This is a genomic window from Limosilactobacillus coleohominis (genome assembly GCF_016901675.1).
Taxonomy (GTDB): Bacteria; Bacillota; Bacilli; order Lactobacillales; family Lactobacillaceae; genus Limosilactobacillus; species Limosilactobacillus intestinavium.
The window spans coordinates 1-13,465 of record NZ_JACJKU010000003.1 but is presented as its reverse complement, the minus strand read 5'-3'; the positions used below and the strand labels follow the sequence as shown (position 1 = coordinate 13,465).

Here is a 13,465-nt window from a genome sequence, read left to right as displayed (position 1 = left end):
TGATACCGTTTACATTGCTTTACCAAGGTATGCTAGTCTCATTAATTGTGAAATAATGAACCAGCTTTAACAAACAATGGAGACGCATTTCAACAAATGTGTCCTGCGTCTCCATCTTCAATCGCTAGTTATAAACTACGCACCTACTAATTCGTCGGTTACGTCGATACCCAATTGTTTTTGTAATGCAGGTAATTCTGCAGCAGTTGGGTAGGAAGTTTGGCTACCTGGTCGGGTAACTGTAACTGCTGCATAAGCGTTAGCATGCTTAAGTGCTGTGCTAATATCTTCACCTTGAGTGTAATAGTGAGAGAATGCCCCTACAAACGAGTCACCGGCACCAATAGAATCAACCGCCTTAACTTTATATGAAGGGATTAATTCTTCATGATCCTTATTTACCCATAATGCACCACGAGAACCAATTGTAACGATAACGTTCTTAACTCCTAAATCAACTAATTTATGAGCAGCTGCCTTGATTTGTTCAATCGTTTCGATTGGCATCTTGGTGAGTCGTCCCAATTCAGTTTCATTAGGTGAATAGAATTCGCACATTGCGACGTGCTTAATGTCAATATCATCATTAGCAGGTGCAGGGTTAAGCATTACGGGAACACCGTATTCATGTGCAATTTCAATGGCTTTATAATCTGTTTCTAAAGAAATTTCTTGTTGTAATACAATTAGCCTAGAGTTTTTAATAATGTCCCGGTAATCATCTAAAACATCGGGTGTTAATTCACTGTTAGCCCCTTGAACAATGATAATGCTGTTCATGTTTCCTTGAATAAAGCAAGGTGCAACACCATTGCTTTTCTTACCAACACTAACACCTGATACATCAATGCCGCTTTCTTTGAAGTGCTTTAGATACTCGCGACCCAGCATATCGGATCCAACTTTTGAAATCATCGCTACATTGGAGCCAAGTTGAGAGGCAGCGTATGCTTGGTTAGCACCCTTGCCACCAAAGGCCATGTGAAAGTTAGGTGCCGCTACGGTTTCACCTAATTTTGGCATCCGGTCAATATCTGTTGAAAGTTCCATCATGTTGGAACCAATTACTGTAATATCGTGAGTCATCTTAACACCCTCCTATATTTATTTTTCGAGTCCTGTTACTACGTGGAAGTCTTTTTCTTCACCTGGTTGAAGCATAATTAATGTACCAGCCTTCTTAGCAGCAGTTTGTCCTTCTGGGGTACAAGTTCCAGGTAAGCAGTAAGCTGCAACTTGTTGATCCGCATTGAAGAGAATCCACCGAGTAACAATTGGTAAGTTCTCAGTATCAAACGTTGTTAAGAAGCTGTGTCCATTACCTAAGTCCATCCGGAATTCGGCTTTGTCAGTGTACTTCCGTAAATCCTTGGAGAAGAAGACAATTTCTGGATCATAATGACTAGCATCATCCAGCTTATCAATCATCTTGCCACTCTTTTCCAATTCATCCGTAAACTTAGTCCATTCTGGAGTTGGGTGAACATGGGCAGGAACTGAAGTCCGAAGTTGGAAGGCTTCATCAGGAATATTAGAAGTCATCACTGCGTTATCAACGTAGGCATAGCATAAGTGGCACATGTATTGAAGGGTCATTGGTGCATAGCCAGATAAGTTCTTAACATGTTGACGAATGTCAAATAATCCACTGTCTTTGTGCAGAGTTACTGATGGCTTTTCAATGTAGTGATCACCAAAGCCCTTGATATATTCATAATCACTTTGAACAGTGATTGAGTCATCATCGCCAACTTCTAAGTAAGCATGATCCATCCGTGCTGTGGCCGCTTCACCGTGTTGAACGTGGTGGTCTTCTGGGCCAGGGTTACCATTAGCTAATAATCCAGAGGTAAATTCAAATGCACCATAGGTATCAGCAATTTGATTACCCCAGTGAGGTTGTTTGAAACCGTCCTTTTCCTTTAACTTAATGCCATCAAAAACAGCATCCCAAACGATTAATCCGTAAAATGGTAATAATGTTAAATATCCACGGCTATTAGAAACCTTAAGGGCTTCAATTCCATCAGGGAATTTGTAAGTCTCTGCTTTAAAGTTATCATCTTCATAGAGCAAATACTTAGCATCTGAAAACATTGCATGATTTAAGTTAAAACGTTTCATTATTTTCACCCCAACTATTCTAAATTATTCTTTACCAATAATTGCCATACTATGACTAACACCAAGTCGAGTTGCACCAGCATCAATCATTGCTTGTGCATCAGCTGGTGTGTGGATACCACCTGAAGCCTTAACGGCTGTGTTACTGCCCTTAACAGCAGCTGACATTAATTCGATACCGTGAACAGTAGCCCCTTCAGTGGAGAAACCAGTTGATGACTTAACAAAGTCAGCACCAGTCTTGGCAACAATTTCAGAGGCCTTAGTAATTTCGTCATCAGTTAAAAGACATGTTTCAATAATGACTTTAACAATTTTATTAGCAGCGTGTCCGGCATCCACAACAGCTTGAATATCTTCTTCAACCTTGTCATAGTGGCCTGACTTCATTTCACCAATGTTCATTACCATGTCAAGTTCATCAACACCGTTGTCAATTGCATCTTGAGCTTCCGCAACTTTGATCTTAGTTGTGTTAGCACCAAGAGGGAAACCAATTACACAAGCAGTTGCTACATCAGTACCCTCAAGTGCCTTGTGAGTTTTAGCAACCCAATATGGGTTAATCATGACAGTGTGGAAATGGTTATCAATTGCTTGTTTAATAACCGTATCCACTTGTTCTTCAGTAGCATCTGGTGCTAGTAACGTATGATCAATGTACTTATTGAATTCCATAATCTAAGATCCTCCTTCACAGCCAAAATGGTTGCGCTTGCATTTCTTGAATACGCTTACATAATACCCCTTGATTTTACATTTGTAAATAGCTAAAATGAAAAATAGTAAAAATAAAGCGCTTTCAAAGGAGGCCAGAATAATGCCACTTACTAGTAAAAACAATGCTCAGCTAAAGACGGCCGTTCAAGTTAGCAGGTTATATTACATTGATAAAATTAGTCAGACAGCCATTGCTAAAAAACTAAAGTTGTCACGTCCAACAATTTCTCGGCTTCTTCAATTAGCTCAAGATCAGCAAATTGTACAAATCAAGATTAACAACCCATTTGAAGAGGCTTCGGATTTGCCAAACGAATTAGCTAGTAAATATGGCCTACAAAAAGTATTAATTGCGGATCAAATCGGCGATTCATATGCTAGCATTTTAGATCAGATTGGTCAGATTGGAGCCCAATATTTAGGACAAGTGGTTCGCGATAATGACATCATCGGTTTAACATGGGGAACCACAATGGCGTCCATTGCGCGTTACTTACAACCGAGCTCGCATCAGAACGTCCAAACAGTGTATTTGAAAGGAACAGTTTCCAATTCAACCCATAACAATTATTCCAGTATCATTACTCAACGTTTTAATTCTGCTTTTCATACCCAAACTGAAATTCTTCCTGTCCCGGTTATTTTCGATAATCAAAAGACCCGTGACTTAGTGCTCCAGGACCAGTTTATTAAACGTATTATTCAAAAAGGAAAAGATGCTCAAATTGCCCTTTTTACAGTTGGAACTACTCGTCCAGATGCCATGCTTTTTCAGTTGGGCTATTTTAACCAAAAACAGACTGCTTTTTTAGAAGAACATGCTGTGGGAGATATTTTGTCACAGTTCATTGACCGTGATGGTCAATTAGCATCGCCAAAAATCGCTCAGAGAACTGTTTCATTATCATTAGATGAATTAAAACACAAGCGTCAATCTATCCTGGCAGCAGGAGGTATTGAAAAGGTTCCCGCCATTCATGCTGCTTTAGTTGGCGGTTACGCAAACGTCCTCATTACTGATATCAGAAGTGCGGAAAAACTGTTAGAAATGTAAAAACAGTGCTAATGAGTATCACACCATTGTGATAAATCATCAGCACTGTTTTTTATTCAGCTAATTTTCGTTCAAAATAATGGCTTAATTGTTCGGCATTGTATAACCCAGTTACCTTTTCTTTAGCCTGTCCATCCTTAAATAATACCAGGCTAGGAATGCTCATCACTTTGTAACGTTGTGGAATTTGCTTGTCATCATCCACATTGAATTTAACGAATTTAATCCGATCGCCATATTTTTGCTCCATTTTTTCCATAACTGGTGCCATCATCTTACATGGTCCACACCAGGGAGCCCAAAAATCAACAATGGTTACAGGACCACCAGTTTGTTGATCAAAATCTTCAGCTGACGCATCAATCATTATGATCTTCCTCCTTTTTATCTACTTGGGGTTGTTCACCTTTACCCTTGGGGTTACGAATGAAGTGAACAATAAAGGTCACAATAAATACACCAACAATGAAAATTCCAAATTGTCCAGAAGGAATTTCAATATCAATTGCTGGAATGGTTAAGAATAATTTAATGGCAATCAGAAAGATCAACACGTAGGCCATCGGTTCCAATTCCGGAATTTTACGCATCAACCGCATGATAATTTCCGCAACCCCACGCATACATGCAATTCCAATGAAGCCACCAATTAACACAATCACTGGGTTAGAAGAGATGGCCAAAGAAGCCAATACAGAATCAATTGAAAAGACAATGTCAATAAATTCAATTTGGGCCACTACCATCCAGAACCTTTTGCGCCCTGTCCAGCGACTAGCTATTTTGTTCTGGCTTCTACGTCGTTTTTTGTTACCAGTCAACTGACTACGGAAAAAGCGGAAAGAAAGGTACATAAGATAGACTGCACCTAGTACTTTGATTTCCCAGAAATTAATTAAATACGTTCCAATACCGATGATTAGGAAACGAAATAAGTATGAACCCCAAATTCCGTAAAATAGTGATTCCTCTTGTTCCTTCAATGTTGGCAAAACACGGGTTTGAGCAGCTAGCACAATTGCATTATCTACTGACAGCAAACACTCTATTAAAACCAACGATAAAATTACTAACCAATCTTGACCTGATTCAATTACAGTTAACCAGTTATGACCATCAAAGAACGGTCCATATAGTTCACTTAAAAGTGACAATTAGTATCCCCCTTGTAATTCTTTCTGATCATATTTTACCAAAGCATTTGGAAAATATGCAGGGATTGGTGCAAAAATTTGTTTAAGACTTCCTTTAAAAGGAATCACTAATCGTTGACTTCTTCCATGCAATAACATGTGAGAAGCTGGCTCATTGCCATACAATGGATCACCGACAATCGGATGACCACTATAGGCTAAATGAACCCTAATTTGGTGTGTTCTTCCCGTTGCTAATCGTAACTTCACCAGACTTTGTCCATCTGCTACCCCTAACGTTTGATAAAAGGTCACTGCGGGCTGCGCACCAAGTCCACTTACTTTTCGCTTGCGTGGATCATCCGGATCTTTTCCAATTGGCCAGTCAAAACAACCGGTCCCATTAGGTATTTCTCCGTTGACGACTGCCAGATACTCCCTATGAATTTGATTGGTTGCAATTAACCGGTCTAGGACTGGCACTACTACAGGATTTTTGGCTACAATCAACGCTCCGCTAGTTGCTTGATCAATTCGATGAACCATATATGCCGCGTCACTTTTACCAGCTAAATATCCTGCGACATCATTCATCAATGTCCCAGTTTCTAAAGGCTGATTAGGATGGGTCTTTTGACCAGCTGGCTTGTTGACGACCAGCAAATCCCGATTTTCATACAATACTTTCAGTTGAGGATGAATGGTTTTTCGGTAATTTGATTGAGCGGTTCGAAACTCATCTCCATAAAAATGCATTGTAACCTTGTCACCAGGATAAACATTCTCATTCATATAACGGTATTGATGATTAAATTCTATCTGGTGTCGACTCCGCAGATAATGAATAAACCTGTTTGGCAGAAGCCATTGTTGATGTAATAATTGGCGTACCGAAATCGTTGCTTGATTTGGCATTAGTTCTTCTTCAATTGTCCAACGCGCTTTTACCAAAAATTTTCTCCTTAAAATCATTTCAATTATTGTAATTATATAGCGTATAATAAACCCTGAGTTATAAAAATGGGAGGCGAAATTGTGCTTAGTTCAGTTAAAATTAACGATCATGGTTACTGGGTAAGTGTTTTTGAACCATTACCAAACGAACGAGAAGAACTATTTGATAAATACGAAGTGACCCAAGAGCTACTGGACTATGCTATTGACCCTTACGAAAAGGCACGGGTAGAAGTTGATCCCGACGCAGGAGTTACATTACTGATTTTTGATGTTTATATTCCTACCCATGAGTTGTCGGCTCCACAAACTGCACCAATTGGTATCATGTTAACTACCAATAATGTTTTAACATTTACAAATGCTCAAACAAATTTTGTAAATGGAATTATTGCTCGACAACTGGATAAACTTAAAAAACGCGATGCGCAAACTGACCAATTTGATTTTATTTTGCCGATTCTCTATCAATTATCAACGGCTTACTTTGGCCCCATCCGCAGGGCTGACCAACAACGGCGAGAAATTCAAAAAAATTTGCAACACCGCACTGAACGCAAAGCCATTACTGAATTCATGGAAATTGAAACTGGTTTAGTTTATATTCTTACTTCATTACAAGGTAACGTCTCATTGCTTCAAGAGTTTAAACGGCGGTTTGCTAAACTAATGACCCGTCGGCAACGGAATGATTTAGATGATGTTATTGTCGAAGCTCAACAGGGGCTTGAAATGGCACAAATGACATCAGACGTTTCTACACGAGTTTCTGATGCATACAGTAAGGTTCTGGATAGTAACCTAAACCAAACCATGAAGTTTTTAACTGTTTATTCAATTGTCTTGGCAATTCCACCCATTGTATCAGGATTTTATGGTGAAAACGTTAAGTCTCTGCCATTTGCACAAAATGATTTTGCATGGCAGATCACTATCATCATTACCCTAATTTTAATGGCGCTTTCCATTTGGTTCGTCTTTAATCGGCATTGGTGGAAGTGATCATTGCTATTGTTCGCAAGTCATGCTAAAATTCTAACAATATTTATGCCTATATAATTCCGTAATATGGTCGGACGTCTCTACCTCATGCCGTAAATATGAGACTATAAGCACTTTTGAAGTAACGAGTCCGGGCTAATGGACTCGTTTTTTTATTAAGGGAGGATTATTTTGAATCGTCAAATTGTACACGAAGCACCAACAACTAATTTTGGGAAAAATTTATTATTAGGTTTTCAACATTTATTAGCAATGTATTCTGGTGACGTGTTAGTTCCGTTACTGATTGGGAATTTTTTACATTTTAACCAAACGCAAATGACCTACTTGGTTTCTATCGATATTTTTATGTGTGGTATCGCAACCCTCTTACAATTACACCGCACACCACTCATGGGAATTGGTCTCCCAGTTGTTCTTGGTTGTGCCGTACAATCGGTCGCCCCACTAGAATCTATTGGAAGTAAGATGGGCATTACATATATGTATGGTGCGATTATCTGTGCCGGTATTTTTATCTTCTTAATCGCTGGTTTCTTTGCCAAAATGAAAAAATTATTCCCACCAGTTGTTACTGGATCATTAATCACTGTTATCGGTTTTACATTGGTACCAGTTGGCTTCCAAAACCTTGGCGGCGGAACTGCAACAGCAAAATCTTTTGGTAGTACTCAAAACTTGGTAATCGGTTTTCTAACAATTATCATTATTGTTCTTATCAACCGGTTTGGAAAAGGATTTATTAAATCCATTGCCATTCTATTAGGAATCTTAATTGGTTCCCTGGCAGCCGCTGTTTGGGGAATGGTTTCAACCCAACCAGTGACAAGTGCTGCCTGGTTCCACTTGCCACGCTTCTTCTACTTTGGTGTTCCAACGTTTAATACCGGAGCTATTATTACAATGATGTTAGTGGCAATCACCACCATGATTGAATCCACTGGTGTTTACTTCGCCCTAGCAGAAGCAACCCACCAAAATATTACTGAAGATGATATGAAACGTGGCTACCGTGCTGAAGGAATTGCTGCTATTTTAGGTGGCTTGTTCAACACATTCCCATATTCCACCTTCTCACAAAATGTTGGCGTCCTTAAAATGTCTGGTGTCCGCACCCGTCGTCCTGTTTACTATGCTGCTGTCTTGCTATTAATTTTAGGACTGTTGCCTAAAGCAGGAGCATTAGCAACGATGATTCCTGATCCTGTTTTAGGCGGTGCCATGGTTGTAATGTTTGGAATGGTTGGTATCCAAGGAATGCAAATTCTCCATAAAGTTGACTTTTCAAAAAATAGTAATTTAATGGTATCTTCACTTTCCATTGGCTTAGGTTTGGGAGTAACCGTTTATCCACAAATTTTCCAGCACCTCAACACTGAACTTCAAATTATCCTTGGTAACGGTGTTGTTATGGGGAGCCTAGCCGCTGTCATCCTAAACTTGATCCTAAATTATGATGAATTTAAATCATCCAAGAAATAGTTATGATTTTAAACACTCCTAATTGATTGAGATGTATAATAGGTTTTATACACAGTTATAATCAAAGGAGTGTTTTTTATGGGAAAATTTAATCGACTTAGTTCTGATTGTACGGCAATTATTGTCGGCAAAAAAGCTTCTATTGACGGTTCAACAATTATTGCAAGAGATGAAGATGCGCACACGGCCATCAATACAAAGAAATTTGTTGTAGTCCCCTCCAAAGATTATGATTTAACTTACAAGTCTAAGTACACTGGTTTAGAAGTTCCGGTTAAGGGTCACGGATATCGTTATACAGCTACTCCAAATGGCAACCCTAGTGAAGGCGACTGGTTTGAAGCTGGTATTAACGAGAAAAACGTTGCAATGTCCGCTACTGAAACTGAATTAACTAATCCGCGGGTTTTAGGACATGATCCACTGGTGGAAAATGGGATTGCTGAAGACGCAATGGTGACCCTTGTTCTTCCTTTTGTTAACAGTGCTCGTGAAGGTGTTCAACGACTGGGAGCATTAATTGAAAAGTATGGTACTGCCGAAACAAATGGGATTGCTTTTAGCGATAAAGATGAAGTATGGTACATGGAAACTGCTGGTGGTCACCAGTGGGTTGCGGAAAAGCTACCAGATGATGCCTACGCAATTTGTCCGAATATCATGGTGATCGAAAATATTGAATTTGGTGATCATGACAATTTTATGCATTCTGAAGGCATCCGCGACTTTGTTAACAAGTACCATCTTAATCCAAATCCAATTGACTTTAACTTCCGTAATATTTTTGGTTCACAAAACGAAGCGGACAGTTACTATAACACCCCGCGGACTTGGTATGGTCAAAAACTATTCAATCCAAGTGTAGAACAAGAACCAACTAGTCAAAACATGCCATTCTGTCGGAAACCGGAAAAAAAGATTGCCATAGAAGACGTCCAATACTTTTTGAGTTCACATTATAACGGTACAAAGTACGATCCATTTGGCACTCATTCATCTGGTGACGAAAAGGATCAAAAGAAGTTCCGTTCCATTGCCTTGGATCGTAATCAAAGCTCTTGTATTTTACAAATTAGAAATGACGTCCCAGCTAATATGGCTGCAGTTCAGTGGATTGCTTTTGGATTCTACAACTACAGTCCATACGTACCGTTCTACACCAACATCATTGATACCCCTGCAAATTACAAATTTGCACCAGATAAATTCAATATGGATAGTGCTTATTGGATGTATAAATTATTGCCGGTAATTATTGAACCGAAGTACCATCAATTCATTAATGAGGTCAATGCCTACCGTGATGACGCTCAAAGTTATGCAGTAGGACGATTAGATTCGGTAGATGAAAAGGCTAAAACATTAACTGGTAGTGATCTTCAAGAATTCCTAACAAATGAAAATATTAAAACTGCTGATCATATTACTGAAAGTACCACTAACTTGATTGACAGTCTCATTCATCAAACATTATTATCTTCTAAGATCGCTTTTAACTTAGGTGATGGGCTTTAAAAAACAGAGCGCCTGATGACGAGGAAGTATACTACAACTTCCTGGACGTCTCAGACGCTCTTATTTTATTTTCTGTTATAAAATTCGAACTTGATATCATTCTCAGTCATTACCAATTTAGATAAGCTCCCATTATCTGGCCGTTTAGTAATGTCGTATTTTCCTTCGCCAAATCGTTCTACCAAACTCAAACAGGTATTCCCATGGCTAACCCAAAGAATATTCGCTCCGTCTGGCACTTGAACATTTTTAATCAGTTCAATTCCTTGATCCATACGGTGCCAATACTGTTGATTGTTTTCTGCATCATGAAATGGGTCAGCATCATGGAGCCAATCCTTTGCTGTTCCAATCGAGTGTTGAGAAACGATTTCTTTAAAAGTTTTTAATCCGTGCGGTGCACCAGCCATGTACCATGCTTGGTCCATGTTAGTGCCTTCGTAGACGCCATAAAATTCTTCTCGGAAAAATGGTGAAATCGTTGGTGACTTTACTGAATTAGCACCATTACCATCTAAAATAGTCTGACAAGTTTCAATTGCCCGTGGTAAATCTGAACAAAATGCTGCATCAAAATGCGTATTCTTTAAACGTCGCGCGACTTGCACAGCATCTTGCTTTCCCTTTTTGGTCAATGGAGAGTTACTCCACCCTTGGAGTTTATTATAAATATTATAGTATGTTTGCCCGTGTCTTACTAAATATATATTTTTAATCATTATGGCATCCCCTTCATAATTTATGCTTATTTTAACACCAAACTTAATGTTACCTTACTAAATCAGCCACACTTTCTTCATATTTAATCGATATGATTATTTACATGAAGGGAAGGATGAATTTATGAAGTTAAGACAAGCGAATGCAACTACTAATATTGCCGCTGCACAAATCATCGGTTTGTCAGGAAAAAATGTTATTGTCAAAACCGAAAGTGGTCAAATTTTAAGACTCCCTCTATCTCCTAAAAAACAACATGATCAAGTTTTTCTCGCCTCATTGAAAGATATTTGGCACAATAAAATTTGGATCCCCGTTAACACTCACCTGCACCAGCTCTTTCAGTTTGATTGGTTAATGGAGCCAGTTAGAGCAGATCATTAAGATTATGCAACAGTTTAACTGATATCCCTTGTTTTTTCCCGAATGTGTTAAAATGAATATCGTTGATATTTTCGCTAAATAGGCGATATTACCTATTAAATAATCGAAATTCTGGAACTGCGAGGAATTACCTAATGAAAAAAATAGGTCAACTTGTGGACACCCGGATTGGCTTTTGCGGCCTCCTGGTAGTCCTTTTTTGGTTTAAAACGCTCATTGCGTACTTTACCGATTTCAAACTAGGTGCTACTGGTATTGTCCAATACACCATCTTACTTTTAAATCCATTAGCAACAACTCTTTTCTTATTTAGTCTTGCTTTTTATTTCAAACGCTCCCGGTTTTTCTATCCGGTTTTAATGGGTTTAGATATTCTCAATACGTTATTACTGTACTTAAATGTCATTTACTATCGTGAATTTACAGATTTTATGACTATCGCCACAATGACAGGTTATTCCAAGGTTAATGAAGGATTGAGTGGTAGCTCACTTGCTTTAACCAACGTCCATGACTTGTTATATTGGATTGATATTGTTGTAATCCTTATTTTGATGATCTTTAAGAAAATTAAGTTTGATCCGCGAGCAATTAGTGGACGCCTTGCCTTTTCTTTTACATCATTATCCGTATTACTTTTTGGTATCAACTTAATGGTCGCTGAATTCAACCGTCCCCAATTACTAGGACGTACTTTTGACCGTTCCTATATCGTTAAGTATCTCGGTGTAGATGCATTTACCGGTTATGATCTTGCTAAGTCTGAACATACTAACAGCATGCGTAAGAGCGCCAAGAAGTCGGAATTACTTACTGTTAAAAAGTTTACCGATCACCACTTTGCTCCAGCTAATCCTAAAATGTACGGTATTGCTAAGGGGCGAAATGTAATTGTTATTCACTTGGAAAGCTTCCAACAGTTTTTAATTGACAAGAAAATCAATGGCCAGGAAGTTACTCCTTTCCTTAACTCGCTTTATCATGGCAAAGACACATACGCCTTTGATAATTTCTTCCACCAAGTTGGTCAAGGGAAAACCTCAGATGCTGAAAACATGCTTGAAACTAGTACTTTTGGTCTCCCTCAAGGATCATTGTTTGCCACATTAGGGAGTGATAATACTTTTGAAGCTGCTCCTGCTATCTTAAACCAGCGTGCCGGCTATACTAGTGGTGTTTTTCATGGTAACGTTGCCAGTTTTTGGAACCGAAATAATGTTTATAAAAATCTTGGTTTTCAATACTTCTTCGATGCCAGCTATTTTGATACATCTGGTGATAAAGCAATGGGATATGGTCTGAAGGATAAGTTGTTATTTGCAAATTCCATCAAATATCTACAAACTCTTCAACAACCGTTCTATGTTAAGTTTTTAACGGTTTCTAATCACTTCCCATTCACTTTAGATGATGAAGATAAAGATCCAAATTTCCAAACAACTAATACCGGTGATTCCACGGTTGATGGCTACTTCCTAACAGCCCATTACCTAGATCAATCATTACAAGAATTCTTTGCATACTTGCAAAAAACTGGTTTAGACAAAAAGTCTGTCATTATGATTTATGGTGACCACTATGGTATTTCTAATTCTGAAAATAAGAATCTAGCAAGTGTCCTAGGAAAGAGTGCTGATAATTGGACCGACTTTGATAATGCCCAATTGCAGCGGGTACCAATGATGTTTGTAATCCCTGGATCTGGCGGTCATGGTGGAATAAATCATACCTACGGAGGAGAAATTGACGTTCTACCAACCTTATTACACCTCTTAGGAATCAGCTCTAAACGGTACATTATGTTTGGAACAGATCTGTTTAGCGCTCAGCATAGTCAAACTGTTGCCTTCCGTAATCATGATTTTGTAACTCCGCGTTACACCAGTGTTAACAGTACTATTTATGACAACCGTACGGGTAAGGAAGCTAAATTAACGGCTAAACAAAAGAAGAGACTCGAAGCTCAACAAAAGCTAGTTAATAAAGAATTACGTCTCTCTGACTCACTCAATGAAAAGAACTTGCTACGTTTCTATACTCCAAAAGGTTTCAAAAAGGTTAACCCTAAGAACTATAACTACTCTAATGGTCTTAAGAAAGCCAAGGCAATTGAAAAGAAGAAAGGCACTAAATCCACTAGTATTTATAGTGAAAATGGCAACCGTTCAACTGTTAACGATTACTCAACAACTGCTCCTGAACAAAATCATTCACGTACCGATTCAAACCGGATTAAGATTACCAATCAGGATGCTAATAATAATTAATATATTTGGGAGATAATATGAAGTGACCTCCTTAATTGTTAATGCAGGGATTTAGACACATAATTAATGTATAGCGAAAAAGCATTAGTTAAGGTCGTTACCCTAAACAA

The 13,465-nt window shown here is 38.6% G+C and carries 13 protein-coding genes and 1 riboswitch; of the genes, 6 read left to right on the top strand and 7 right to left on the bottom strand.

All coding sequences use genetic code 11. The features are described 5' to 3' along the window. Positions 1-135 precede the first annotated feature (135 nt). Genes rbsK through deoC form a run of 3 tightly spaced genes read right to left on the bottom strand, consistent with a single transcriptional unit; the run spans position 136 to position 2,802 of the window. The gene (gene rbsK / locus H5975_RS00515; RefSeq protein WP_204784441.1) at positions 136-1,086 is read right to left on the bottom strand and encodes a ribokinase; all 951 of its coding nucleotides are present in this window, start codon (positions 1,084-1,086) and stop codon (positions 136-138) included. Between the two features lie 18 nt (positions 1,087-1,104). After that, positions 1,105-2,124 (bottom strand): aldose 1-epimerase family protein, encoded by a 1,020-nt coding sequence (locus H5975_RS00510; RefSeq protein WP_178660567.1) that lies wholly within the window; start codon positions 2,122-2,124, stop codon positions 1,105-1,107. A gap of 24 nt (positions 2,125-2,148) precedes the next feature. Continuing rightward, positions 2,149-2,802, bottom strand: coding sequence for a deoxyribose-phosphate aldolase (deoC, locus tag H5975_RS00505; protein ID WP_178660569.1), 654 nt, complete (start codon positions 2,800-2,802; stop codon positions 2,149-2,151). A 142-nt stretch (positions 2,803-2,944) separates the two neighbouring features. Between deoC and H5975_RS00500 the strand changes: the two genes are divergently transcribed. Next, positions 2,945-3,898 (top strand): sugar-binding transcriptional regulator, encoded by a 954-nt coding sequence (locus H5975_RS00500; protein WP_204784440.1) that lies wholly within the window; start codon positions 2,945-2,947, stop codon positions 3,896-3,898. A 52-nt stretch (positions 3,899-3,950) separates the two neighbouring features. Here the strand turns inward: H5975_RS00500 and trxA are convergent, their stop codons facing one another. The 3 genes from trxA to H5975_RS00485 are packed head-to-tail and all read right to left on the bottom strand — an operon-like array spanning position 3,951 to position 5,946. Next, positions 3,951-4,268, bottom strand: a complete 318-nt coding sequence (gene trxA / locus H5975_RS00495) for a thioredoxin (RefSeq protein WP_178660661.1) — start codon at positions 4,266-4,268, stop codon at positions 3,951-3,953. Then, positions 4,258-5,052 (bottom strand): TerC family protein, encoded by a 795-nt coding sequence (locus H5975_RS00490; protein ID WP_204784439.1) that lies wholly within the window; start codon positions 5,050-5,052, stop codon positions 4,258-4,260. The genes trxA and H5975_RS00490 overlap by 11 nt, the downstream gene beginning before the upstream one ends. Next, positions 5,053-5,946 (bottom strand): RluA family pseudouridine synthase, encoded by an 894-nt coding sequence (locus H5975_RS00485; RefSeq protein WP_239459503.1) that lies wholly within the window; start codon positions 5,944-5,946, stop codon positions 5,053-5,055. It abuts the gene before it with no gap. 120 nt (positions 5,947-6,066) lie between these two features. Between H5975_RS00485 and H5975_RS00480 the strand changes: the two genes are divergently transcribed. From H5975_RS00480 to H5975_RS00470, 3 genes are all read left to right on the top strand, one after another. Further along, a complete protein-coding gene (locus H5975_RS00480; protein WP_204784437.1) occupies positions 6,067-6,987 on the top strand; it encodes a magnesium transporter CorA family protein in 921 nt (306 codons plus the stop codon). 29 nt (positions 6,988-7,016) lie between these two features. Beyond that, positions 7,017-7,114, top strand: a riboswitch (purine riboswitch). Positions 7,115-7,158: 44 nt separating this feature from the next. After that, entirely contained in the window at positions 7,159-8,469 is a 1,311-nt protein-coding gene (locus H5975_RS00475) for a nucleobase:cation symporter-2 family protein (RefSeq protein WP_275086933.1), read from the top strand. A 78-nt stretch (positions 8,470-8,547) separates the two neighbouring features. Beyond that, positions 8,548-9,984, top strand: coding sequence for a C69 family dipeptidase (locus H5975_RS00470; protein WP_204784436.1), 1,437 nt, complete (start codon positions 8,548-8,550; stop codon positions 9,982-9,984). Positions 9,985-10,049: 65 nt separating this feature from the next. On the opposite strand, the gene H5975_RS00465 is transcribed toward H5975_RS00470, so the two are convergent. After that, positions 10,050-10,703, bottom strand: coding sequence for a histidine phosphatase family protein (locus H5975_RS00465; protein WP_204784435.1), 654 nt, complete (start codon positions 10,701-10,703; stop codon positions 10,050-10,052). Positions 10,704-10,827: 124 nt separating this feature from the next. Here H5975_RS00465 and H5975_RS00460 point away from each other — a divergent pair, with 124 nt between their 5' ends. After that, positions 10,828-11,088 (top strand): hypothetical protein, encoded by a 261-nt coding sequence (locus tag H5975_RS00460; RefSeq protein WP_204784434.1) that lies wholly within the window; start codon positions 10,828-10,830, stop codon positions 11,086-11,088. 134 nt (positions 11,089-11,222) lie between these two features. Continuing rightward, positions 11,223-13,355 (top strand): LTA synthase family protein, encoded by a 2,133-nt coding sequence (locus H5975_RS00455; protein ID WP_204784433.1) that lies wholly within the window; start codon positions 11,223-11,225, stop codon positions 13,353-13,355. Positions 13,356-13,465: the final 110 nt, after the last annotated feature.

What these genes read in the sequence shown, in the direction of transcription:
- H5975_RS00460 (WP_204784434.1), top strand. Translation starts at nt 10,828, where the DNA reads ATGAAGTTAAGACAAGCGAATGCAACTACTAATATTGCCGCTGCACAA.
- H5975_RS00485 (WP_239459503.1), bottom strand. Translation starts at nt 5,946, where the DNA reads ATGCCAAATCAAGCAACGATTTCGGTACGCCAATTATTACATCAACAA.
- H5975_RS00465 (WP_204784435.1), bottom strand. Translation starts at nt 10,703, where the DNA reads ATGATTAAAAATATATATTTAGTAAGACACGGGCAAACATACTATAAT.
- deoC (WP_178660569.1), bottom strand. Translation starts at nt 2,802, where the DNA reads ATGGAATTCAATAAGTACATTGATCATACGTTACTAGCACCAGATGCT.
- H5975_RS00470 (WP_204784436.1), top strand. Translation starts at nt 8,548, where the DNA reads ATGGGAAAATTTAATCGACTTAGTTCTGATTGTACGGCAATTATTGTC.
- H5975_RS00510 (WP_178660567.1), bottom strand. Translation starts at nt 2,124, where the DNA reads ATGAAACGTTTTAACTTAAATCATGCAATGTTTTCAGATGCTAAGTAT.
- H5975_RS00455 (WP_204784433.1), top strand. Translation starts at nt 11,223, where the DNA reads ATGAAAAAAATAGGTCAACTTGTGGACACCCGGATTGGCTTTTGCGGC.
- H5975_RS00500 (WP_204784440.1), top strand. Translation starts at nt 2,945, where the DNA reads ATGCCACTTACTAGTAAAAACAATGCTCAGCTAAAGACGGCCGTTCAA.
- rbsK (WP_204784441.1), bottom strand. Translation starts at nt 1,086, where the DNA reads ATGACTCACGATATTACAGTAATTGGTTCCAACATGATGGAACTTTCA.